General features: G+C 69.3%; 22 protein-coding genes and 1 pseudogene. 15 read left to right on the forward strand and 8 right to left on the reverse strand.

What is annotated here, in order from left to right; translation table 11 throughout:
* Positions 1 to 120 precede the first annotated feature (120 nt).
* The 3 genes from ADK36_RS03025 (at position 121) to ADK36_RS03035 (ending at position 5,321) form a co-directional block, all read left to right on the forward strand.
* Complete coding sequence (locus ADK36_RS03025; protein ID WP_048587001.1) at positions 121 to 1,275, forward strand: LCP family protein; 1,155 nt, start codon at positions 121 to 123, stop codon at positions 1,273 to 1,275.
* A 224-nt stretch (positions 1,276 to 1,499) separates the two neighbouring features.
* On the forward strand, positions 1,500 to 3,311 hold the full coding sequence (locus ADK36_RS03030) for an LCP family protein (RefSeq protein WP_053196272.1): 1,812 nt from the start codon (positions 1,500 to 1,502) through the stop codon (positions 3,309 to 3,311).
* Between the two features lie 420 nt (positions 3,312 to 3,731).
* The gene (locus ADK36_RS03035) at positions 3,732 to 5,321 is read left to right on the forward strand and encodes an LCP family protein (RefSeq protein ID WP_048587002.1); all 1,590 of its coding nucleotides are present in this window, start codon (positions 3,732 to 3,734) and stop codon (positions 5,319 to 5,321) included.
* Positions 5,322 to 5,345: 24 nt separating this feature from the next.
* Here ADK36_RS03035 and ADK36_RS03040 read toward each other — a convergent pair whose 3' ends face one another.
* Positions 5,346 to 6,389 carry a glycosyltransferase family 2 protein gene (locus ADK36_RS03040; RefSeq protein WP_048586987.1) on the reverse strand — a complete coding sequence of 348 codons (1,044 nt, stop codon included), beginning with the start codon at positions 6,387 to 6,389 and terminating at the stop codon, positions 5,346 to 5,348.
* 141 nt (positions 6,390 to 6,530) lie between these two features.
* Between ADK36_RS03040 and ADK36_RS03045 the strand changes: the two genes are divergently transcribed.
* Together ADK36_RS03045 and ADK36_RS03050 are read left to right on the forward strand one after the other, a co-directional pair.
* The gene (locus ADK36_RS03045) at positions 6,531 to 7,985 is read left to right on the forward strand and encodes an LCP family protein (RefSeq protein WP_078942633.1); all 1,455 of its coding nucleotides are present in this window, start codon (positions 6,531 to 6,533) and stop codon (positions 7,983 to 7,985) included.
* 178 nt (positions 7,986 to 8,163) lie between these two features.
* Complete coding sequence (locus tag ADK36_RS03050) at positions 8,164 to 8,526, forward strand: four-helix bundle copper-binding protein (protein ID WP_048586989.1); 363 nt, start codon at positions 8,164 to 8,166, stop codon at positions 8,524 to 8,526.
* Positions 8,527 to 8,587: 61 nt separating this feature from the next.
* On the opposite strand, the gene ADK36_RS03055 is transcribed toward ADK36_RS03050, so the two are convergent.
* Entirely contained in the window at positions 8,588 to 9,880 is a 1,293-nt protein-coding gene (locus ADK36_RS03055) for an LCP family protein (RefSeq protein WP_048586990.1), read from the reverse strand.
* 119 nt (positions 9,881 to 9,999) lie between these two features.
* On the opposite strand from ADK36_RS03055, the gene ADK36_RS03060 reads away from it, so the two are divergent.
* Positions 10,000 to 10,557 (forward strand): acyl-CoA thioesterase, encoded by a 558-nt coding sequence (locus ADK36_RS03060; RefSeq protein WP_053196275.1) that lies wholly within the window; start codon positions 10,000 to 10,002, stop codon positions 10,555 to 10,557.
* Positions 10,558 to 10,935: 378 nt separating this feature from the next.
* Here ADK36_RS03060 and ADK36_RS48655 read toward each other — a convergent pair whose 3' ends face one another.
* On the reverse strand, positions 10,936 to 11,073 hold the full coding sequence (locus ADK36_RS48655; RefSeq protein WP_159029329.1) for a DUF5708 family protein: 138 nt from the start codon (positions 11,071 to 11,073) through the stop codon (positions 10,936 to 10,938).
* A 19-nt stretch (positions 11,074 to 11,092) separates the two neighbouring features.
* Here ADK36_RS48655 and ADK36_RS03065 point away from each other — a divergent pair, with 19 nt between their 5' ends.
* Entirely contained in the window at positions 11,093 to 11,617 is a 525-nt protein-coding gene (locus ADK36_RS03065) for a GNAT family N-acetyltransferase (RefSeq protein ID WP_107083953.1), read from the forward strand.
* A gap of 298 nt (positions 11,618 to 11,915) precedes the next feature.
* Here ADK36_RS03065 and ADK36_RS03070 read toward each other — a convergent pair whose 3' ends face one another.
* From ADK36_RS03070 to ADK36_RS03080, 3 genes are read right to left on the reverse strand one after another with little or no spacing between them, the layout of a single operon-like run.
* Positions 11,916 to 12,764 (reverse strand): helix-turn-helix domain-containing protein, encoded by an 849-nt coding sequence (locus ADK36_RS03070; protein WP_053196276.1) that lies wholly within the window; start codon positions 12,762 to 12,764, stop codon positions 11,916 to 11,918.
* A 14-nt stretch (positions 12,765 to 12,778) separates the two neighbouring features.
* Positions 12,779 to 13,294 (reverse strand): DUF6879 family protein, encoded by a 516-nt coding sequence (locus tag ADK36_RS03075; RefSeq protein ID WP_048586993.1) that lies wholly within the window; start codon positions 13,292 to 13,294, stop codon positions 12,779 to 12,781.
* Positions 13,266 to 13,520, reverse strand: coding sequence for a hypothetical protein (locus ADK36_RS03080; RefSeq protein WP_053196278.1), 255 nt, complete (start codon positions 13,518 to 13,520; stop codon positions 13,266 to 13,268). Before ADK36_RS03080 ends, ADK36_RS03075 begins: the two co-directional genes overlap by 29 nt.
* Before the next feature lie 487 nt (positions 13,521 to 14,007).
* Between ADK36_RS03080 and ADK36_RS03085 the strand changes: the two genes are divergently transcribed.
* The 3 genes from ADK36_RS03085 (at position 14,008) to ADK36_RS03095 (ending at position 15,107) form a co-directional block, all read left to right on the forward strand.
* On the forward strand, positions 14,008 to 14,232 hold the full coding sequence (locus ADK36_RS03085) for a hypothetical protein (RefSeq protein ID WP_048586995.1): 225 nt from the start codon (positions 14,008 to 14,010) through the stop codon (positions 14,230 to 14,232).
* A gap of 97 nt (positions 14,233 to 14,329) precedes the next feature.
* Positions 14,330 to 14,554, forward strand: a complete 225-nt coding sequence (locus ADK36_RS03090; RefSeq protein ID WP_048586996.1) for a hypothetical protein — start codon at positions 14,330 to 14,332, stop codon at positions 14,552 to 14,554.
* An 85-nt stretch (positions 14,555 to 14,639) separates the two neighbouring features.
* Positions 14,640 to 15,107, forward strand: a complete 468-nt coding sequence (locus ADK36_RS03095) for a hypothetical protein (RefSeq protein ID WP_053196280.1) — start codon at positions 14,640 to 14,642, stop codon at positions 15,105 to 15,107.
* 51 nt (positions 15,108 to 15,158) lie between these two features.
* On the opposite strand, the gene ADK36_RS03100 is transcribed toward ADK36_RS03095, so the two are convergent.
* Both ADK36_RS03100 and ADK36_RS03105 read right to left on the reverse strand, forming a co-directional pair.
* Complete coding sequence (locus tag ADK36_RS03100; RefSeq protein WP_053196282.1) at positions 15,159 to 15,890, reverse strand: hypothetical protein; 732 nt, start codon at positions 15,888 to 15,890, stop codon at positions 15,159 to 15,161.
* Positions 15,891 to 16,299: 409 nt separating this feature from the next.
* A complete protein-coding gene (locus ADK36_RS03105; RefSeq protein WP_048586998.1) occupies positions 16,300 to 17,457 on the reverse strand; it encodes an acyl-CoA dehydrogenase family protein in 1,158 nt (385 codons plus the stop codon).
* 190 nt (positions 17,458 to 17,647) lie between these two features.
* Here ADK36_RS03105 and ADK36_RS03110 point away from each other — a divergent pair, with 190 nt between their 5' ends.
* The 5 genes and pseudogenes from ADK36_RS03110 to ADK36_RS03130 form a co-directional block, all read left to right on the forward strand.
* Positions 17,648 to 18,991 carry a UDP-glucose dehydrogenase family protein gene (locus tag ADK36_RS03110; protein ID WP_048586999.1) on the forward strand — a complete coding sequence of 448 codons (1,344 nt, stop codon included), beginning with the start codon at positions 17,648 to 17,650 and terminating at the stop codon, positions 18,989 to 18,991.
* Positions 18,992 to 19,351: 360 nt separating this feature from the next.
* The gene (locus ADK36_RS03115) at positions 19,352 to 19,960 is read left to right on the forward strand and encodes a hypothetical protein (RefSeq protein ID WP_053196283.1); all 609 of its coding nucleotides are present in this window, start codon (positions 19,352 to 19,354) and stop codon (positions 19,958 to 19,960) included.
* The gene (locus ADK36_RS03120) at positions 19,957 to 21,276 is read left to right on the forward strand and encodes a copper resistance CopC/CopD family protein (RefSeq protein WP_078916369.1); all 1,320 of its coding nucleotides are present in this window, start codon (positions 19,957 to 19,959) and stop codon (positions 21,274 to 21,276) included. Before ADK36_RS03115 ends, ADK36_RS03120 begins: the two co-directional genes overlap by 4 nt.
* A 27-nt stretch (positions 21,277 to 21,303) precedes the next feature.
* A complete protein-coding gene (locus ADK36_RS03125) occupies positions 21,304 to 22,374 on the forward strand; it encodes a cupredoxin domain-containing protein (RefSeq protein ID WP_234329651.1) in 1,071 nt (356 codons plus the stop codon).
* Between the two features lie 117 nt (positions 22,375 to 22,491).
* A pseudogene (locus tag ADK36_RS03130) lies at positions 22,492 to 22,759 on the forward strand (hypothetical protein); the annotation flags it as partial.

The following is a 22,759-nucleotide window of genomic DNA, read 5'->3' on the forward strand; positions in this document are numbered from 1 at the left end:
CACCCCCCGCCCCCCATCCAAGTCATGGTCGTAACAGCAGCCCACACCACACGCAGCTCGCACTGAGGGGTGGACCCAGCCGTGACCGACACCGCACGCGCGCGCAGCAGAAGGGGGCCCATACGGCGGTGGGCGCGGCGTGGGGCCCTCGGCGTCGCGTTGGTGCTCGTCGCCGCCGGCGGGGCCGGGTGGGCCGTATACGCCAAGCTCGACTCGAACATCACGCCCGACGAGGCCGCCGCCGCCGAACTCGCCCGGTACGAGAAGGAGCGCCCCACCTCACTCGTGCGCGACGCCCAGAACATCCTGCTCATCGGGTCGGACTCGCGAGCGGGCCGGGCGAACCGGCGCTACGGACGCGACTCCGGGACCGAGCGGTCCGACACCACCATCCTGCTGCACCTCTCCGCCCAGCGCCGCAGCGCCACCGCCGTCTCGATACCCCGCGACCTGATGGTGGACGTCCCCGGCTGCCGCCGCCCCGACGGCAGCCGCACCGAGCCCATGTTCGCGATGTTCAACTACGCCTTCCAGAAGGGCGGCTCGGCCTGCACGATCCGCACCGTGGAGCGGCTCACCGACATCCGCGTCGACCACCACATGGTCGTCGACTTCCACGGCTTCAAGGAGATGGTCGACGCCGTCGACGGCGTCGAGATCTGCCTCGCCCAGCCCATCAACGACAAGGCCGCCAAACTGCGGCTCCCGGCCGGGAAGGTGACGCTCAACGGCGAGCAGGCGCTCGGCTACGTCCGCGCCCGCAAGTCCCTCGGCGACGGCAGCGACACCGACCGCATGGAGCGCCAGCAGCGCTTCCTCGCCGCGCTCGTGCACAAGGTGCAGAGCAACGACGTCCTGCTGAATCCGGTCCGGCTCTACCCGGTCCTGGACGCCGCCACGTCCTCCCTCACCACCGACCCCGACCTGGCCAGTTTGCGCGGTTTGTACGAACTCGCTCGCGGCGTGCGCGACATCCCCACCGAACGCGTGCAATTTCTCACGGTCCCCCGGGAGTCGTACATATACAACGCCAATCGCGACCAACTGGTAGAGCCCGAAGCGGAGCGGCTCTTCGAGCGGCTGCGGATCGACGCCCCGGTGGAAGTCGTGAATTCGCCCGAAACGTCCCAGGGCCCTTCGCGCGGTTCCTCGCACAGGAGTTCCCACAACGGCGACGGAAAGCCCTCCGAACGCCAACCCGACGAGCCCGCGGACCCCACTTCCCCGGCACCCACCTTCCGGGGTAACACAGCCGCCGAGAAGCCCTGCCGGTAAAGCGCTCACCAAGTCGGCGAACCCCAGTTCAAAGAAATGCGACGGATTGCCCGGTTGTAGGGACGTGGAATTTGTCACCGTCGTCGCCCGACGCTGAACTGGGCGGATAGTGTGAGCGATCCGGTGCACCCGGCCGTAGTTAGGCTTGCGCACTGTTTGACCGAGACCCGAGCGCCTTGGAGGGGGTAGGCGCCGCGTGGCCCCGACGGAGGATTCAGACAACCGTGGACGCGCAAGGCCGTGGGCGGGCGGACGACATCGACCCCGCAGACCAGTGGGTGCTCAATCCGAACACCGGTGAATACGAACTGCGACTGACCCCTTCCGCTCCGCAGTCGTCGGTTCCGGGACCGCGTAGATCCGCGTCCCGGGCCGGCGCCGCCGCGCATGGGGCCGGCCCGCGCGCCGGGGGCGTGGCCAGCGCCGGGGGTGCGGGTGGCGCCGCCGGTGCCGTACGCAACCGGACCGCCGCCCCGGACCGCGAGGGTCGCGACACACGACCCGCGCCCGGCCGCGAGGTCCCGTCGCAGCGCAGGCGCCGAGGCGCGCCCGAGGAGCCGTCGGCGGGGCGGCGCGGTCGTCGGCCTGCGAAGAAGAGCAAGGCGAAGAAGGCCCTGCTCTGGACCGGCGGTGTGACCGCGTTCGTGGTGGTCGCCGCCGCGATCGGCGGGTACCTCTATCTCGAGCACCTCAACGACAACATCCAGTCCGTCTCCGACGACGGCGCGAGCACCGGTGGCTTCTCGAAGGACAAGGCCATCAACATCCTGCTCATCGGCACGGACAAGCGCACCGGAGCGGGCAACGACAAGTACGGCGACTCGGGCAGCGCCGGGCACGCCGACACCACGATCCTGCTGCACGTCTCCAAGGACCGCTCGAACGCGACCGCGCTCAGCATCCCGCGCGACCTCATCGTGGACATCCCGGACTGCCAGACGGAGCAGGAGGACGGCACCCAGAAGGTCATCCCGGGCGAGACCGGTGTCCGCTTCAACACCAGCCTCGGCCAGGAAGGCCGTACGCCCAGCTGCACCATGCGGACGGTCACCGAGCTGACCGGGGTCAAGCCGGACAACTTCATGGTGGCCGACTTCAACGCGGTGAAGACGCTGACGACGGCGGTCGGCGGCGTCGAGGTGTGCCTGGCCAAGGACATCGACGACCCCGACTCCCACCTCAACCTGCCCAAGGGCGAGCATGTGATCGAGGGCGAGCAGGCGCTGGCGTTCGTCCGCACCCGCCACTCCGTCGGTTTCGGTGGCGACCTGAGCCGGATCGGGCTCCAGCAGCAGTTCCTCAGCGCGCTGATGCGGAAGCTGAAGTCCAACGACACGCTCACCAGCCCGACCAAGATGATCAAGCTGGCCGAGGCGGGCACCGAGGCGCTGACCGTCGACAGCAACCTCGACAGCATCGACAAGTTGAAGGACCTCGGCCTGGAGCTGGGCAAGCTCAACACCAAGAACCTGACCTTCACCACGGTTCCGGTGATAGACAACCCGGCCGAGAAGGTGAAGACCACCGTCGTGCTCAACGAGACGACGGCGCCCCAGGTCTTCCAGGCGATCCAGAACGACGTCTCCTTCACCGAGGTCAAGCAGCAGAAGAAGAAGGAGGCCGCCGCCGTGGCCGCCCGGCTGAAGGGCACCAAGGCCGACGTCTCCGAGGTGCGGGTGCAGGTCTTCAACGGCGGTGCGCCCGCGGGCAGCGCCCAGGAGACCCTCTCCTGGCTGCAGACCGAGGAGGGCGTGACCAAGTCCGAGAACGCGGGCAACGCTCCGGCGACGCTGTCGAAGACGACGCTCGAGTACGCCCCGGACCAGGCGGACCAGGCACGCCGGCTCGCCGCGATCATGGGGCTTTCCGGTTCCGCGATGAAGCCCGGCGAGAGCGTGACCAACTCCCAGGGCCTGCCCACGATGACACTGACGCTGGGCAAGGACTTCAAGGGTGCGGGCGTCTCGCTCACGGCCCCGACGAAGGCGCCCGACGTGGAGAAGTCCACCGCCGACAAGGTCGAGTGCGCGAAGTAGCGACCCAACGGGCCTGTCTCACATCCGACTTGGGGTGAGGCGGTTCCGCTCCCGTTACGACGTCCACGGCGCCCCGGCCGCGGCCGGACGCCGCGGCGCACGAAATCTGCCGCGGGGAACGCAACTGTGCCGGACGCTCGTTGGTCTGACACACGACACCGGTGTGCCGGCCGGCGTTGGCCGGGCACGGCGCACGGCCGTACCCGGCGCGGATTTTGCCGACACGTGGCCAACCCGGCTCGGACCCAAAGGGGTCTGACAGGTGGCGAACCGGTGCCGGACAGGGTGTCCGACAGGGTGCACTCCGCACCGGACAGGGAGGTCCGGGGCGGGACGAAGCCGTGTCGGCACAGGGTGGGGAAGGGCAGAGAGTTGGCGCAGAGCAGTGTGCAGGGGAAGGCCCCCGCGGTGGAGGACACCATGTCCCTCACCCCGCAGGCCGACCAGGACACGCCGGCCGACCAGGGCGGCCGGCACGGTGGTGGCGGGGGCCGCAGAGGCGGGCGGGGCGCCGACGGCAGGCGCCGCAGACGGCGTGCGCTGCGCTGGTCGGCGACGGTTCTGGCGGTGGTGATACTGGGCACCGCGGGTGCCGGGTATCTCTACTACCAGCACCTCAACGGCAATCTGAAGAAGGACGACCTCAACATCGGCGACGCGAAGGACCGCGCCGCCCGGACCGAGGCGAACGCGGCCGGTCAGACGCCGCTGAACATCCTGCTGATCGGCTCGGACGCGCGGGACAGCAAGGAGAACCAGAAGCTCGGCGGCGCCAAGGAGACGTTCGGCGGCACCCCGCTCGCCGATGTGCAGATGCTGCTGCACGTGTCCGCCGACCGCACCAACATGTCGGTGGTGAGCATGCCGCGCGACACCCTGGTGAACATGCCCAAGTGCACGGACCCGGACAGCGGGGACGTGTTCCAGGCCCGCGAGCGCACGATGACGAACCAGTCTCTGGGCCGCGGCGGCCCCGGGTGCACGGTGGCGACGTGGGAGAAGCTGACCGACATCCACATCGACCACTTCATGATGATCGACTTCTCCGGTGTGGTGTCGATGGCGGACGCGATCGGCGGCGTCCCGGTCTGTGTGAACGCCAACATCCACTCCAAGGACAGCAAGGGCCACGGCTCGGGGCTGAAGCTGGAGAAGGGCACGACGTACATCAAGGGCGAGCAGGCCCTGCAGTGGCTGCGCACCCGGTACGGCTTCGAGGACGGCAGCGACCTGGCCCGCGCCAAGGCGCAGCACCAGTACATGAACTCGATGGTCCGCGAGCTGCGCAAGAGCGCCAAGCTGAGCAACCCGGGCAAGCTGCGCGCCCTCGCCGAGGCGGCCACCAAGGCACTCACCGTCGACCCGGGCCTCGGCACGGTCGCGAAGCTGTACGACCTGGCGGGCGAGCTCAAGAAGGTGCCGACGTCGCGCATCACCATGACGACGATGCCCAACGAGTACGACACGATCCAGACCGGCCGGGTGGTACCGACCGAGGACGCTGCCAAGCTGTTCCGGCTGGTGCGCGACGACATCGCCCTCGACGGCAAGGACAAGAAGAAGCCGACCAAGGAGAAGACCTCCACCGATCCCGCCGCGGCGGACGACGAGATCGCGGTCCAGGTGCGGAACGGCACCCGCACCGACACCCTCGCCCCGGCCTCCGGCCGTGCGACCACCATCGCCGGGGTGCTCGTCGACAAGGGCTTCACCCGGGCCGTGGCGGACGCCTCGACCACACCGGTCGAGGACACGACGCTGGTCCGCTACCCGAGCGCCGACCTGGAGGGCGACGCCCAGCGGGTCGCCAAGGCCCTCGGCATCCCCACCAGTGCCGTGGAGAAGTCCACGGACGTCTCGGGCGTCACGCTCGTGGTCGGCGCCGACTGGCGGAAGGGTACGGCGTACAAGGCGCCGAAGCAGGACGACAAGACGCCGGACACGGCGGAGGCGCTCAACGCCTCCGACACCAAGGCGTGCATGAAGGTGGACCCGGACTTCACCTGGTGACGGGCACCGCCCGCCCGGCGGGGCTCAGTTGGCGCTGAGCACGGCCGGGCGGCGGGAGGCGATGACCTTCTTCGCCAGGGAGCGCGGGCTGGTCAGGAAGCCGTAGCCCCAGGACATGTGCATGGTGGCGAGGGCGACCGGGATCTGGAGGCGTGCCTTCAGCGGGAGGCCCTTGCCGGCCGGGAGCGAGCCGGCGGTGATGGCCGCGAGGTAGCCGCCGGGGATCACCAGGGCCCACGGGGTGACCAGGGCGCCCGCCACAAGGCCCGCCGCGATCGCGCACACGGCCGTCGGCGGGGCGAGATAGCGCAGGTTGATGGAGCCGGCGTGGTAGCGGGCGACGACGTGCCGCCAGCGGCCGTAGTCCTTGTACTGCTTGGCGAGCGCCTTCACCGACGGCCTCGGGCGGTACGACACCTTCAGCTCGGGCGAGAACCAGATGAGCCCGCCCGCCTCCCGGATCCGGAAGTTGAGCTCCCAGTCCTGGGCGCGGATGAACTCCTCGTTGTAGCCGCCCTGTTGCTCCAGCGCCTCGCGCCGGAAGACCCCGAGGTAGACGGTCTCGGCCGACTGGGCCGCGCCGCCGGTGTGGAAGGCCGCGTTGCCGACCCCGATCTTCGAGGTCATCGCGGCGGCGACCGCGTGCTCCCAGTCGTTCTCGCCCTCGGCGTGCATGATGCCGCCGACGTTCTGCGCGCCGGTCTCCTCCAGGAGCCGTACGGCGGTGGCGATGTAGTTCGGCGAGAGCATGCCGTGGCCGTCGACGCGGACGACGATCGGGTGCCGGGATGCCTTGATCGCGGCGTTGAGGGCGGCGGGCGTGCGACCGGTGGGGTTCGGGACCGTGTGCACGCGCTTGTTTTTATTGGATGCAGTCTCCCGGACGAGCTCGGCGGCGATCTCGTCCGTACGGTCCGTGGACGGACCGAGGGCGATCACAACCTCCATCTCGCCGGCGTACTCCTGCGCGAGGATCGCTTGGACGGCTCCGCGCAGATGCCGCTCCTCGTTCAGGACGGGCATGATGACGGACACGGCGGGGAGCTGCACGTCGGGATTGGCGTTCATAGGGGGCTCACGTTACCGCGAACGGGGGACAGCGGTGCGCCCCGCCGGGGTCGCTGCCCCGGGCAGCAGATCGTATGGGCCTACGGTGCTCACGGATCCCACGTACGGCCCCCAGGGCAACCCCAGCGGAGGTATCCCCCCATGCCCACGCCGCCCCGCCGCTCTTCCGCCCCGCCGCAGCGCAGCCCGCAGCCGTCCCGTGGCGGGGCGCGGCCGGTCGCGCCCGGACGGCGGAGGCGGCCGCGCTGGGCCATGCGGGCGGTGACCACGCTGTCGGTCGTGGTCCTCGCCTCGGCCGGGATCGGGCATGCGGTGGTGACCAGCCTGGACGCGAAGATCGCGCGCGTGGACCCGTTCAAGGACATGAAGAACCGGCCGCAGGCCGGACACGGGATGAACGTCCTGCTCGTCGGCACGGACGGCCGCGACCGCATCAGCGCGGAGGAGCGGCGCAAGTACCGGCTCGGCGGCGCCCCCTGTCACTGCACCGACACGATCATGATCGTGCACATCTCGGAGGACCGGGAGCGGGCGAGCGTGGTGAGCCTGCCGCGCGACTCGTACGCCGAAGTACCCGCCGGTGAGGGGCGCAAGGCCCATCCGATCAAGATCAACGCGGCGTACGCGGAGGGCGGTCCGAACCTCACCGTGCGCACGGTCGAGCACATGACCCACGTCAAGATCGACCACTATCTGGAGGTCGACTTCACCAGCTTCATGAAGACGGTGGACGTGGTCGGCGGCGTGCAGATCTGCACCGCCGAGCCCCTGCAGGACTCGTACACCGGACTGGACCTGCCGGCCGGCCGGCACCGGCTGATGGGCGGCGAGGCGTTGCAGTACGTCCGGGCGCGGCATGTCGACAGCGACGCCGACCTGGGCCGGGTGCACCGCCAGCAGCGGTTCATGGCGGCGCTGGTCGAGCGGGCGACGTCGTCCGGGATCCTGCTGAACCCGATGCGGTTCCGGGACGTGACGCGGGCCGTGCTGGGCTCGGTGCGGGCCGACAAGGGCTTCGGCACGGGCGAGCTGCTCGACCTCGGGCGGGCGATGCGGAACTTCTCGCCGTCGTCGTCGGAGTTCACGACCGTGCCGATCGGGCAGCTGGAGTACGACGTGAAGGGCGTCGGCTCCACGGTGAAGTGGGACACCGCCCAGGCCGCACGCCTCTTCCGGGCCCTGCGCGAGGACAAGCCGCTGTCCGCGCACCGGCCGAAGCGCCAGGCGGTCCCGGTGGAGGTCGCCCCGAAGCAGATCCACGTCCAGGTGGAGAACGGCACGAGGGAGAACGACCTCGGCAAACGCGTCGACGCGGCGCTGGCGGCGACCGGGTTCCGCACGACGGGGCGCCCGGTGACCGCGGCGGACCGCGCAGCCAAGCGCACGGTCGTCGCCCACGACCCCGGTTGGGACCGCTCGGCCAAGTCCCTGGCGGCCGCGCTGCCGGGAAGTGAGCTGCGGGCGGTGAAGGGGCTGGGGCCGACGCTGAAGGTGATCGTCGGGGCGGACTACAAGAAGGTGCGCAAGGTACGGGCGGAGGACCCGACGCAGGGCCAGTCCATCGTGGTGCGGGGGGACGAGGCGGGGTGCGCGTAGGGCGGCCCTAACCTCAATGGACCCGTACGGCACTCCTTGGCGGAATGCCGGGCGCGTTGGCTCGTGCGGCATCTGGTGTGAATTGTTCGTGTCCGCCCGATGGCGCGGCGCGGAGGGCGGGCGTAGGACGGAAGGGCACGGGGCCCGCTACCGGGCTCCCGCACCCCCAGGAGGAGCCATGACCCAGCCCGGAACCATGCCTGCCATGAGCAAGGAGATGCAGGACTGCGTCGACGCGTGCATGACCTGCCACAGCATCTGCGAGGAGACCATGAGCTCCTGCATGCAGATGGGCGGCCAGGCCCAGATGCAGATCATGCGGGCGCTCATGGACTGCGCCGAGACGACCCGCATGTGCGCGGACATGATGATGCGCCGCTCGCCGATGTCGCCCGAGATGTGCGCGATGTGCGCCAAGGCCTGTGAGATGTGCGCCGAGGCGTGTATGTCCATGCCGGACGATCAGCAGATGATGCGCTGTGCCGAGGCGTGTCGCCGCTGCGCCAGCACCTGCCGTGCGATGGCGGGCGCCACGATGTGACGACCGCCTGACGCAGTCGAGGGCACCCCCGCGCAAGGGGTGCCCTCGGTCGCAAGTGCGCTCAGTTGCCCGAGACGGTCACCGTCTCGTCGTTCTTCAGCTGCTCCACCAGCGTCTTCACCTTCGCCTTGTCCCAGACGAGGTTGCCGCCCGAGGAGCCGGAGATCGGCATGTTCATCGACTTGCCCTCGCCGCCGCTGACGCCCTTCATCGACCAGAACATGTCCGCCAGGTCGAACAGGCCCATGTCCTTGTCGACGATCAGGGAGTCCAGCCCCGCACCCATGGTCGGGTACAGCTTGAACGGGTTGAGGACCGTGCTCGGCGTCGCCACCTGGTTGGCCAGGGCCGAGAGGAACTTCTGCTGGTTCTTCGTACGGTCCAGGTCGGAGCCGGCCAGCGCGTACCGGGTACGGACGAAGGCGAGCGCCTCCTCGCCGTTCAGGGTCTGCTTGCCCTTCTTGAAGTCCGCGCCGGACTTGGAGTCCTTGATGTCCTGCGGGATGTCGATCTCGACACCGCCGACCGAGTCCACGATGTTCGCGAAGCCCGCGAAGCCGATCTCGACGTAGTGGTCGATGTGCAGACCGGTGTTGAACTCGACCGTGCGGACCAGCAGCTCCGGGCCGTCCTCGGCGTACGCGGCGTTCAGCTTCACGTGCCGGCCCGTGCCCTGGTAGGTCTTGCCGGAATCGGAGCCCACGAAGGTCGGGATCTCGACGTCCGAGTCACGCGGCAGCGATATCAGCGTCGGGCCGTTGCTGCCGGTGTGCAGGATCATCATCGAGTCCGTGCGCTTGCCGTCGGCGGACCCGGTGTGCAGCTGCTTCTTCTCCTCGGCCGACATGCCCTCACGGCTGTCGGAGCCGACGATCAGGTAGTTGGTGCCCTCGCCCGCCTCCGGCCGGTCGATGACCTTGGACAGGTCGACCTCGCGGTTGAGCTTGCCGTCGGCCCAGAAGTAGGTGGCGACGCTCGTCACGACCAGCAGCGTCACCAGGGTGATCGTGGTGACCTTGATACGGCGCCGCCAGTTCGGCGCGGGACGCGGCTCGCGCATCCCTCTGCCGCCGGGGCCGCCCGGGCCGCCGGAGCCGCCGTAGACCTGCCCGGTGTTGTAGCCGCTGTCGTACCCGTCGTCTCGGACGGGGTCGTCGCCGTAGCCGCCGTGGCCCTGGCCGTTCACGTACGACGGCTGCTGCGGCACCCCGCCGTAGCCCTGACCGGGCGGGGCCGCCGGGCCGCGGCGGACCTGCCGCATCACGCGCGCGCCCTCGGGCTGTGCGCTCGAGCTGCCGCGTCCGTAGCGGTTGCCGCGATTGTCGTCGGACCATCCACCGGGCCAGTCATTCATGCGCCCCAGTGTGCAGGGCACGGCCGGGTGCCTTACAAGGTTCGGGGGAAAATAGAGGCACGGCTGTTGCGAACCCAACACAAAGTCCGCGAATGTCGGGGCGGCATAAGGTGGAGGCCATGACACACCAGGTCACCGCAGCGGAATCCGGCACTCCGGAAATCCCGGGCAAGCCGACATCCGCATCCCGCACCACCCTCAGCCACATCATGACCCACAACGACACCAACCTTCTGGGGACGGTGCACGGCGGGGTGATCATGAAACTCGTCGACGACGCGGCGGGCGCGGTGGCCGGCCGGCACAGCGGTGGCCCCGCCGTCACCGCGTCCATGGACGAGATGGCCTTCCTTGAGCCGGTCCGCGTCGGCGACCTCGTCCATGTGAAGGCCCAGGTCAACTGGACCGGCCGGACCTCGATGGAGGTCGGCGTACGCGTCCTGGCCGAGCGCTGGAACGAGTCGGCCCCGCCCACCCAGGTCGGCTCGGCCTACCTGGTCTTCGCGGCGGTGGACGCCGACGGCAAGCCGCGCCGGGTCCCGCCGGTGATAGCGGAGTCCGAGCGCGACAGGCGACGGAACCAGGAGGCCCAGATCCGCCGGACACACCGGCTGGCCCGACGGCGCGCGATCAAGGAACTGCGGGAGAAGCGGGTGGCGGAGGGGTACGAGGACTGAGCCGCCGGGTGCGTGAACCGCTCCACCCGAGGCGTTCCTCCTCGTGCGGAAGCCCTGGCCCTCTGGCGCCGGGGCTCTGAACCCGTGCCCGTCGGCCCGTCCGCCCGCTGAATCACACATCCGCCGAACCGCCGGCCCAACACGCCCCAATATCAATCGCGCGGGCGGCGCGGTCAGAGACCAGCCCGGCGACGGCACGGTGGATTTCGCCGTAGGTCTCGCGGCGCCCGGTGGACCGCCGAGGCGGACGCCACCGGCGGCGCTCGGCGTTCGACCTGGCCTGGGAACTCATCGGCCAGACCCCGGTAGCCGTCGTGGACCTCTTCCTTGACCGTGGAGTGCCGACAGAACTGCTCCGCCGTCAGGCCGCAGAATCCGCTACTCCACACTCCGCGCGCTGAACGCCTGGTACACGCCGTAAAGCAGCTGCATGCCACCGACAGCGATCAGCGCCACGCCCACCTTCGTGAGCGTGAAGACGGGGATGTGGACATGCCCGGTACCAGGGTCGGACACCTGTGCGAACATCGCGGGCGTGAACGATCTACGCTTCCGCCTCGCCGACGACGCCGATCTTGCCGCCGTCGTGCGCCTGCGCGACGACGCGGCCCGCTGGATGCTTGCCCGAGGCGTCACCGGTCAGTGGCAGCCTGGTGAGCTGGGCGGGGACCACTTCCGTCGGATCATGGAGAGCGGCGAGGTATGGCTCGCGGAGGCTGCCGATCGTGTGGTCGGGGCCTGGGAGCTCTGGTGGGAGGACGAGGACGCCTGGGGGCTGCAGCCGCCGACGGCAGGCTATGTGCACCGGCTGATGCTGGACCGCAATAGTGTCCCGCCCGGGACAGGGCGGCAGCTGCTGCGAGTCGCGGAGCGCCGCGTGGCCGAGGCGGGCCGATCGCTGGTTCGCCTGGACTGCCTGGCCACCAACGCACGCCTGAGTGCGTACTACCTCAACGCCGGCTATCGGGTTGTGGGACGCAAGGAGGGCAAGCCGCAGCCGGGCGGTACGCCCAAGTCGTTCACGCTCCTCGAAAAGTCCGTACGGGACGAGTTGAGGTAGACCCAGCGGCGAGGGCCTCGGGACGCTCAAGGGGCCGCCGGCGGCGGCCCGTGCTGCCAGGCCGCGACGGGCAGGAAGCCGAGAGCTTCCTGCCCGATCCGCCAAACTGCCTATGACCCGCAAAAACCCTGCTAGGGAAGGTTCCTGGCCATCACGATCCGCTGGACCTGGTTCGTGCCCTCGTAGATCTGCGTGCTTTACAGGTAATACGGCTCTGACCTGCACGAACACCCCTCCTGGAGGGGGCCTCCCCAGCATTTCCCCATGATCACTGACGAGGGTGCGCCGATACCGCTGGTCACGTCAGGGAGGCCACCGCATCCGCTATCAGGGAACGTGCCGTCGCTCCCCGCACGGCTCCCTGTGCCAGCCGCTCAAAGGCCCGGGTGTAGAGCTCGACCTGACTGGGCTGCGTGAGCGTGGCGGCAGCGTCCAGGGTGTCCGCGTGCACCTTGGTGTCATCGAAGATCGTGAAGGTGGGCATGGGCCACACGGCTCGTTGTGCTGAGAACGGGATGAGCCCCACGGCGACGTTCTGGAGATCCATAACCCCGAGCAGGTGACCAAGCTGTGCCGCCATGGTCTCCGCGCTACACAGCCGGTACCGCAACACCGACTCCTCCAGCACGAAGGAGAACCGGCGTGCGCCATTGCTCAGCACCTCGTTACGCCTCATACGGGCCGCCACAGCATCGCTCACGTCGTCCGGGGTCCCCCGGAAGTCTGCGATGGATGACAACAAGGCAGCCGCGTATCCGGGCGTCTGGAGGAATCCGGGGATCACGTCGGAGACGTAGACCCTGAATATCTTTGTTTGCTGGTACAGGTCCCCGGTGGACTCCTGCACACGGCGGAGACCGCTTCGCTGGAGTCGCCTCCACTGCACATGAGCATCTGCGGACTGTCTGTTGGCAGCGATCAGGTCGGGGGCCTGGTCATCAGCCGCGCAGGCTCGGCACCACTCTTTGATATCCGCGTCGGAGGGAGGGGTCTTGGCGTTCTCGATCCGGGATGACTTCGACTCTGACCAGCCGCATCTGACGGCCAGCTCCCGCCCGCTGATCCCCGCGTCCTTCCGGATCTCACGCAGACGACCGGCCAGTTCTTCACGGGCCTTCTGAACGCGTGAGGAGGGGTGTGAGGGCATGGAGCTGGCTTTCGTCAGATCTCGTATAGGTGGTGCGGGATCGCACGCTCCCAGACCGCTTCGAAGGCGGCGGAGCACAGCTTCACAGCTTCCGGGTCTGCCGTTATCTCGTCTTCCACCACCACTCCATCACCTGAGAAGTGGTGCACCCGCAGCAGGGTGCCATCGAAGAGCCAGAAGTCATTGCCCGGCAGGGCAATACTCGTAGCCCGTCGCCGTGGCAACCACCGCACTTCCTCACCTGCCGTGACGTTGGCGCGGGTGACGTAGTGCTCCCAACGGATGTAGTCCGAGACAGGCTCGGAGACCACCCGGGCCCGGCGGATCGCCACGCCCCGGGCCACGGTGTCCGTGATCAACTGGTCGTAGGGGTGCCACCAGGATTCGCGGTCCTCCCAATTGATCCGCTCACCACGCTTCCATGCCTCGAACCGGTCCGTCGGGGCGTAGGAGTCACGCAGTTCCAGGTGAACGGCGGACCTGTCGCACTGGCCAAGCAGCTCAGCGAAGCTGGGCACGCTCGACGGCATCACAAGCCTCCCTGATCATCGGGATCATCCGGGCCGGAATCCTGACGATGGCTTCGCTGTCAGGTACCGAGCCGTTCGCGGGGCTGTTCGCCTCGCACTCCGCCTGAGTCTCGGTGCTCGGCTTCCACCCCTGCAACAAGATCTCCTGAGCGTCCGCGTCCGCCCACACGGTGGGGCAGTGGTCCCGGTCCGTGTCGGGGTCGATTCCAATGAACTCTACGGCCATGGCTGGCTCCCTGGTCTAGGTGCTTGCTCGGGCTTGCATCAGCTTCGTTGAACTGCTGAGACAGCGTCAATAGGGCTACTGCTCATGCGAATTGCTGTGCAAGTTCATGCAAGTTCGTGGAGCCCGACACCCGCCACTTCCTACCGTCCTTGACGTAGCGGAGTCACCGGAGAGGGCGGGCCATGGTGAGCGACAGCGGCGGCAGGGCGCAGGGCACCGAATCGGCTGATCACCTGGGCAGCAGTGAGGCCCGACAGTTCCTCTCCAGTCTCTCCGGAGCCTTCGGCGGGGGTGGCGTGCTCATGGTGCAGAAGAGTCACCCTGGCCTTGAAGGCGCCGACCTGGCGCCCGGTTCGGCCTTGCGCTGGCCCCGCTGCGAGTGCGGGAGCCCGAAGTGTCCTGACTACAAGGCCCCACCGAAGGGGCCGACAGAGGGACTGAGCAGCAGAGTCGCTGAGGCCAACGCGCGGAGCCGTAGGGGTGGGCTGTGAGCATCAGATCGGCCATGCGGTACGTGATGCACAGGATCACCGAGCACCCCGACACGGACGTCACATTCGAGGCCGAGTGCCTGCACTGCAAGTGGAAGGCGACACCTTCCACCGAGTCGGCGTCCGTCGACGTTGAGTGCATGAGCCACACGGGCCGGTCGGGCCACGCCGGTTTCCGGCGTATCCGCACTTCGTTCGCGATGGTGGTTCGCGCCGAGTAGAGCCCCTGCCTCACCAGTGGAAACCCTGAACTCCCGCCACGGAATGGGCGGCGGCGGTCAGCCATGGCCGCGATTAGTTGAGCAGGAAGGTGCAGTGATGCTTGACGGAAGTGAGCTGTACGCGCTCGACATCGACGGGGCCTCGTTCGTGAAGGCGTGCGGCGGCCCCTGCACCGAAGGGTGCGTGACCCTGGCCCGGATCGGCGAGAACGCCTGGGCACTGGGTGACAGCAAGCGGCCGGACGCGCAGCCGCTGCGGTTCACCACGGAGGAATTGGACGCGGCCGGGATCGACCCGGCGCACTTCGGCCTCAACGTCTAATCCTCCCCCTCCCGCCAGCCGGGCCGGGTCCATCCCCCCGTCCCTGGGTCCGACCCGGCTGGCACCTCTCGAACGGGAACGACTCGTGCACCACCACGGCTATCTATGGACCGGCCCGAAAGAGCGCTTCGACCAGGAAGTCCTACGGCGGCCCCCGCATCCCGAGCCGCCCCCGGTCGGAAGCAAGCCGGAACTGATCCAGCGCTACCGGGAAGTGGCAGCCGAGTTCCCGACTGTCGATCTGCCGCCGCTGGAAACGGCGTACTGGCTCATCAAGCCCCGTTCCCTTGTCCGTGGCACGTGGGCTGAAGCGAAGGAAGCGGCGGCCTGGCTCGGTGAGAGCCTGGCAGAGCACGCGCCCCGATTCGCCTGGGAGAGGGACCGTGACACCACCCGCCTGGCCATACTCGTCAACTCCACTGCTGAGCAACTGGACTCGGGGGCCGATGTGTCGTTCGGCTTCTACCTCGAACGCCCCTCGTATCTGTCCGTGGCCGTGGTGACGTGCTCACCGAATCGCTCAAAGCCTGAACTGGCGTGCCCTGTCAGGTAGTCCAAGCAACGAAACGGGCCCCGACCATTCGGCCGGGGCCCTCTGCATTGGTTAGAGCAGTGCCAGGAAGGGATTCGCTTCTGCGCGCGGTTCCGGCCGCTTCGGTTCTGGCGCAGGCTCCGGGGCCTGCTTCGTTTCCGGGCGGTAAGCGTCCAGGCGGACGACCGATGCACGGTTCTGTTCACGCTCCGCGCTGGCCGGCTGCGCCTCTGCGTGACGGGAATTGCTCCGGTTCCTGTTGCTGTCCGTGCTGGCCGGCTGCGGCAGAGAGTCACCGGAACTGTCACCGCGGAATGAGAAAACGGTGGCCGGTCGGCCGGTCTTCCCCGACCGCTCCACAGTCACGACGACTCCGGGCAGTGCCTTGACCTCTGCGGCCGTCGCTCCGACGTACGGGAGCACCTGAGAGGACGTGGCCCGACCGCCGTGCATTTCGATCCGTGCACGCACCTTGTCCTCAAGACTCAGCGGCTGACGCTTCACCTTGGGGGAGGTTGCTCCCTTGGCCGACAGCATCTCTTCCGTGATGCGCTCCGAGCACTCGGAAGCAGCCAGACAGGCCGCAACCCTGAGCGTCTGCTCTGCGGTCCGCTCGATGAAGACGGCCTGTTCCTCGGGCAGAGACTCACCCAGGATGCGGGCGTAGCGGCGCACGATCCGCCACAGCGGCCGGGCGCTCTCCGCGAGTGTGATCACGCGCGGCCGGGCAGTCGCCCACCCGTAAGCGTCGGACAGATCACGGCCGTCCACCTTCGGCAGGCTCACCCGGTCGTCGTCCAGCATGGGGACCGACCCGAGCAGGAAGGGAAGGATGCGGTTATACGAGCCTCCGAGAACGACGTGGCCGACTGGATGGGTCACAGCAGTACGGACGTGCTGAGGGAGCACTACCACTACATCTTTGAAGGGGCCGAGCAGCGCGGCCGGGCCGCCATCGCAACGATGTTGACGCCCGGCGCCGACGACCCAACGGAGGCGTCACAGGTCGCCTGATCCGCATACGACAACAGCCCCCGGCATCACGCCGGGGGCTGCGTTGTTTGTGCAGGTCAGTAGCCGTTTTCAGCCTGGCGTCCACCCAGGATTCCCCCAGCATGACGCCCAGGAACGGGCCTGAATGGGCACCAACGGGCTGGAAGCCGTGACCGACTCGCCAGGCCGCCTAACCAGCCTCTGACCTGCAAAAACCCCGCTAGGGGAGGTTCCTAGCCATCACGATCCGCTGAACCTGATTCGTGCCCTCATAAATCTGCGTGATCTTGGCGTCGCGCATCATCCGCTCCACCGGGTAGTCACGGGTGTAGCCGTACCCGCCGAGGAGCTGGACGGCGTCCGTGGTGACCTCCATCGCCACGTCCGAGGCGAAGCACTTGGCGGCGGCGCCCAGGTAGGTGAGGTCGGCGTCGACGCGCTGTGAGGCGGCCGCCGCCTGGTACGTCAGGGCGCGGGCGGCCGAGATCTTCATGGACATGTCGGCGAGCATGAACTGGATGCCCTGGAAGTCGGCGATCGGCTTGCCGAACTGCTTGCGCTCCTGGACGTAGCCCTTGGCGTAGTCCAGCGCTCCCTGGGCGATACCCAGCGCCTGCGCCGCGATGGTGATGCGGGTGTGGTCCAGCGTCTTCATCGCGGTGGCGAAGCCCGTGCCCTCCTCGCCGATCATGCGGTCCGCCGGTATGCGAACGTTGTCCAGGTAGACCTCGCGGGTCGGGGAGCCCTTGATGCCGAGCTTCTTCTCGGGGGCGCCGAAGGAGACGCCCTCGTCCGACTTCTCCACGACGAAGGCCGAGATGCCCTTCGAGCGCTTCGCGGGGTCGGTCACCGCCATCACCGTGTAGTACTCGGACTCGCCCGCGTTGGTGATCCAGCGCTTCACGCCGTTCAGGACGTAGTGGTCGCCGTCGCGGACCGCCTTCGTCTTCATGCCGGCCGCGTCCGAACCGGCGTCGGGCTCGGAGAGGCAGTACGAGAACATGCCGTCGCCCTTGGCGAGCGGGGTCATGTACTTCTTCTTCAGCTCCTCGGAGCCGGAGAGGATCACGGGCAGGGAGCCGAGCTTGTTCACGGCCGGGATCAGGGAGGAGCTCGCACACACGCGGGCCACCTCCTCGATCACGATCACCGTGGCGAGCGCGTCCGCGCCCGCGCCGCCGTACTCCTCGGGCACGTGCACCGCGTGCAGGTCGTTCGCGACGAGTGCCTTCAGCGCCTCGTGCGGGAAGCGGGCGTCCTCGTCCACGGCGGCGGCGTACGGCGCGATCTTCGCCTCGGCCAGCGAGCGGATGGCGTCACGGAGCATGTCGTGCTCCTCGGACGGGCGGTACAGGTCGAAGTCAGCCGATCCGGCCAAGGTCTCTCACGCTCCAAGGACGCTGGTTAGCAAGTGCGGTGCTGGCGCTAATTACCGTTAAGTAACTCAAATTTTAGAGGTCGGCTCACGGGACGGGTACGTGAGCTTGGCGACAGCTGGGAAGTTGCCCTTCAGAGCCTCCGACTATGCTCGGGCGCGCACCTCCCCCGTACCCCTTTCTGGAGTCCCCATGGCCCTCAAGATCACCGTGATCGGCACCGGCTATCTCGGCGCGACCCACGCCGCGGCCATGGCCGAGCTCGGCTTCGAGGTGCTGGGGCTCGACGTCGTACCCGAGAAGATCGAGATGCTGCGGCGCGGCCAGGTCCCGATGTACGAGCCGGGACTGGAGGAACTGCTGCGCAAGCACGTGGCCGGCATCGAGGGGTCCACCGGGCGGCTGCGGTTCACCATGGACTGGGCCGAGGTCGGGGAGTTCGGCGATGTGCACTTCGTGTGCGTGAACACGCCGCAGCGGCACGGTGAGTACGCCTGTGACATGTCGTACGTCGACGCCGCCTTCGCCTCCCTCGCGCCGCATCTGAGGAACGCCGCCCTCGTCGTCGGCAAGTCCACCGTCCCCGTCGGCTCCGCCGACCGCCTCGCCGCCTACCTCGCCGAGCACGCGCCGGCCGGCGAGGACGCCGAGCTGGCCTGGAACCCGGAGTTCCTGCGCGAGGGCTTCGCCGTGGACGACACCCTGCACCCGGACCGGATCGTGGTCGGCGTGCGCAGCGAGCGGGCCGAGAAGCTGCTGCGCGAGGTGTACGCGACACCGATCGCCGACGGCTCCCCCTTCGTCGTCACCGACTTCCCCACCGCCGAGTTGGTGAAGACGTCCGCCAACTCCTTCCTCGCCACCAAGATCTCCTTCATCAACGCGATGGCGGAGGTGTGCGAGGCCGCCGACGGCGATGTGGCCAAGCTCGCGGAGGCCATCGGGTACGACGACCGGATCGGCAAGAAGTTCCTGCGGGCCGGGATCGGGTTCGGCGGCGGCTGCCTGCCCAAGGACATCCGCGCCTTCATGGCCCGGGCCGGTGAGCTGGGCGCCGACCAGGCGCTGACCTTCCTGCGCGAGATCGACTCGATCAACATGCGCCAGCGCGGGCAGATGGTGGAGCTCGCCCGGCAGGCGCTGGGCGGCGGGTCCTTCCTGGGCAAGCGCGTCGCCGTGCTCGGCGCCACCTTCAAGCCCGACTCGGACGACGTACGGGACTCGCCCGCACTGAACGTCGCCGGGCAGATCCACCTCCAGGGCGGCCAGGTCACGGTGTACGACCCCAAGGGCATGGACAACGCCCGCCGTCTCTTCCCGACCCTCGGCTACGCCGACACCGCGGTCGAGGCGGTGCGGGGCGCGGACGTCGTACTGCATCTGACGGAATGGCGGGAATTCCGCGACCTGGACCCGGCGGAACTCGGTGAGGTCGCGGCGGCACGGGTCATTCTGGACGGACGTAATGCGCTCGACCCTGAGGTGTGGCGCAAGGCCGGCTGGAGCTATCGGGCGATGGGACGGCCGACGGCCTGAGAAAAGGCAGGCGGTGTTTCCGGCAGGAAAATTGTGCTCGCACGGCCCGCCCTCACAGGGGGACAGGCCCACTGCGGCCCGTCCCAGGCCCACGCCAGGGCATATGCCGTTCTCCTTGAAATCCCCACGCGACTTCGAATTCTATTCGGGTAGCGTGAAGGAAAAGAAATGACCGCACGCGAATTCTCCACAGCTGCAATTGCACGGAATAGCGGCGGTCTCACCCGGTCTCACAACGGGGGACCCCCCGAAAGAGAGGCACCGCAACAGCCACTTAACTGACGTGTAGCCGCGCGGAATTCGCGTGCCACTCCACTGGTCGGCGTTCATCCGATTGAACGGACCATGCCAGGAGTGACCATGCCCCTGTTCCGCCGGGCCCTGTGGCCGCAGGACCACCGTGACGAACTGGTCGCGGGAGCGCTCGTCGGCGCCGTGGTGGTCGTGCTGGGCTACGCGTCGGGTATCGGCGCCACCGCCTCCGACACGACCGCCGCCCCACCGCCCACGGCCACCTCCCCCTCGTCCCCGGGCGAGGCCACCGCACCTCAGCCCCCGGCCGACGACGCCGGCGGCGGCGCGGCGGGAACCGGGGCGCTGCCCGTCACCGGCGTCTACTACCCCGGCGGCACGGGCACGGACCACACCGGTCACACCGGCGCTTCCGGCGGCACAGGCGCGGGCCACACGGGTCACGGCGCCTTCCCCGCCCCCTCCGGCTCCGCACCCCCGTCCTCCCCCAGCCCGTCCACGCCGGGCACCACCCCGCCCGCCGGCGACGCCACCTGCGAGGACGGCGAGGTCCGGCTCGCCGGACCGCTCCTGACCGGCCTCACCGAGCCCGTCTTCGGCCTCCTGGACCCCACCCCCGAAGCCTCCCCGACCCCGCAGCCCTCCCCCTGCGTCGGCCTCGCCCCGCTCCCGTCCCTCCTCGGCGGCATCACCCCCTCCCCGGAGGGGACGCCATGACCCTGCGCCGCACCCTCGCGCTCCTCGCCCTCACCCCGCTCCTCTACGTCCTCTCGGGCACCGCCCAGGCCTCCGCCCACACCGAGCTGGTCACCTCCAGCCCCGCGAACGGCGCCGAGCTGAAGAAGGTCCCCGACCACCTCACCCTCACCTTCGACGAGGCCGTCGACGTGGCCGAGGTGCGCGTGATGACGCTGGACGGCGACCGGCTCCCGGTGTCCCTCGTGCCGGGCCACAAGGGCGAGACCGTACGTGCCGCCCTCGGACACCCGGCGGACGGCGACTACGCCGTCGTCTGGTCGGTCGTCGACGAGGAGGACGGACACGCCTCCTCCGGGCGGCTGGACTTCCGCATCGGTACGCCCGCCACCGCCCAGGACCGCGGCGACGAGGCCGCACCCGCACCGTCCCCCCTGGTGCGGCAAGGCCTCGTCGCCGCCCGCTGGACCGGCTATCTGGCGCTGGCGCTGTTCGTCGGCGGCCTGGCCTTCGTCACGCTGCTGTGGCCGCGCGGCGCACACGAGCCACGGGCCCGGGCGCTGTTGGGGCTGGCCTGGACGTGCGGCCTGCTGGCGTCGGTGGCGAGCATCGGGCTGCAGGGCGCGTACGGCGCACTCGGCGGCCTGCGTGACGCCCTGCGCGCCGAGACGTACGTGGACGTCCTGACCACCGGACCCGGCGTCGTGTTCGCCGCCCGGGTGCTGCTGTGGGTGCTCGCGGCGGTGGTGCTCAGCGCGCTGCTGCAGGGCGGGCCCGGCACCTCCCGCTCCCCCGGCTGGCGGGTCGGCGCGCTCGCCGTCTGTCTCGGGCTGCTGCGGGCGACCGGCATGGCGGGCCACAACTCCGAGGGCAGTGAGCCCACTTGGGGCGCGCTCGCCGACCTCGTGCACCTGCTCGGCGTCTCGCTGTGGATCGGCGGGCTTGCCATGCTCGCGCTGGCGGTGCTGCCGCGCCGCCGGGCGGGGGAGCTCGCGCAGGTCGTGCCGGGCTACTCACGGCTGGCGGCGGTGAGCGTGGCGGGCATCGTCGCGGCCGGGCTGGTGCTGGCGTGGCAGGTCGTGGGGTCGTACGACGCCCTGCTGCACACCTCGTACGGGCATCTGCTGCTGCTCAAGACCGGTGTCCTCGGCGTCGTCCTGACGGCCGCCCTCGCCAGCCGTCAGTGGGTGCGCACCCGCCTCGATCTCGCCGTGCTGCTGCGCGGCGACGCCGCCACCGTGCGGCCCTTCGGTTACTCGGTCGCGGCCGAGACGGGGCTCGTCCTCGTCGTGCTCGCCGTGACGAGTCTGCTGGTCACGGCCAACCCTGGCCAGTGAACTCCCATGAAAATCAAAGGAGTTGCGTTGAAACAAGGTAATGAGAGCGACGCGGCACCGCGCCGCCGGGCGCCCTCGGGCAACCGGGGTCTGCTGGTCGCCGGACTCGGCGCGGCGCTGACCGCGGTGCTCAGCCTGGGGCTGCTCCAGGCCGCCTCTGGCACCTCGGCGGCCGGGGCGTCCTCCACGTCGGCAGCGGGCGCGGCTCAGGCGCCCGCTGCCGCCGCGGCGGAGGCGCAGCCGGCGGCCGCCGCGGCGCCGGACCACCAGGTCGACATCATGAACAACAAGTTCGGCGACGGGAAGCAGCTCGTCGTCGAGGTCGGCGAGACGGTCCGCTGGACCAACCACGACAGCGTGCCGCACACGGTCACCACGACCAAGGGCCCGAAGAAGTTCGACTCGGGCACGCTGGAGCAGGGCGACTCGTGGTCGTACACCTTCACCACGGCCGGGACGTACGAGTACTACTGCGCGGTGCACCCGGACATGGTGGCGTCCGTGAAGGTCGTGGCGGCCGACGACGGCGGTTCGTCAGGTGGGTCGTCCGGCGGGTCCTCCGGGGGTTCCACCGGCGGGTCGACCGGCGGCACCTCCGGCGGTACGTCCGGTGGCAGCACGGGCGGGTCGACCGGCGGCACCTCCGGCGGTACGTCCGGTGGCAGCACGGGCGGCACGTCCGGCGGCACCTCCGGTGGTTCGACCGGCGGTACGTCGGGCGGTGGCTCCGGTGACGGCGACGAGCAGTGCACCAGCGTCCAGAACGTGCTGCTGCCGATCCTCCAGCACCTCAACGCGGCCCACCTGGAGCGTTCCCCGGGCCAGCAGGTGCAGGACGCGCTGGCGCTGGACTCGTACATCAAACTGCACACGGTGTGGGTCGAAAGCATCCTGAAGCCCGCCACCGAGGGCGGCGGCACGATCCTGGACGACACGCTCAGCGTGCTGCTGAACCACGTCAACAAGGCACACCTGGAGGAGTCGCCCGGGCAGCAGGTCGCCGACCTGCTGAACGCCGACAGCTACGTGCAGATGCACACGGTCTGGGCCGAGCACATGCTCGCCCCCACCGAGGACTTCCTCACCAACAGCTGCTGACACCGCCCGCGCGGAAGACGGACGCCGGTCCGGCCGAGGCTCAGTCGGCCGGACCGGCGCTCCCCCATTGTCCCCATCACCGCCGCCCCGACGGAACCGCTTTCCAAGGAGAACGGGATGACAACCGTCACCCTGCCCATCGACCCGACCCCGCCCGGGGCGCCCGGGGCGGCCCTCTGGCTGCCGCTGCCCGGCCGCTACACCGTGGCCCCCGACCGCTCGCTCGTCGAACTCACCACCCTTTGCGGCCCGCTGCCCGTCCGCCGCCGTCGCCTCACCCTCGCCGCCGGCTCGCTCACCGTGTCCGAGGCCGGCGAACACCCCACCTTCCGCTTCGAGTTCGACGACGTCCACCTCAAGGGTGCCCTCACCCTCACCCTCACCC

This window comes from Streptomyces viridochromogenes (assembly GCF_001270495.1).
In the GTDB taxonomy this organism is placed as follows: Bacteria; Actinomycetota; Actinomycetes; order Streptomycetales; family Streptomycetaceae; genus Streptomyces; species Streptomyces viridochromogenes_A.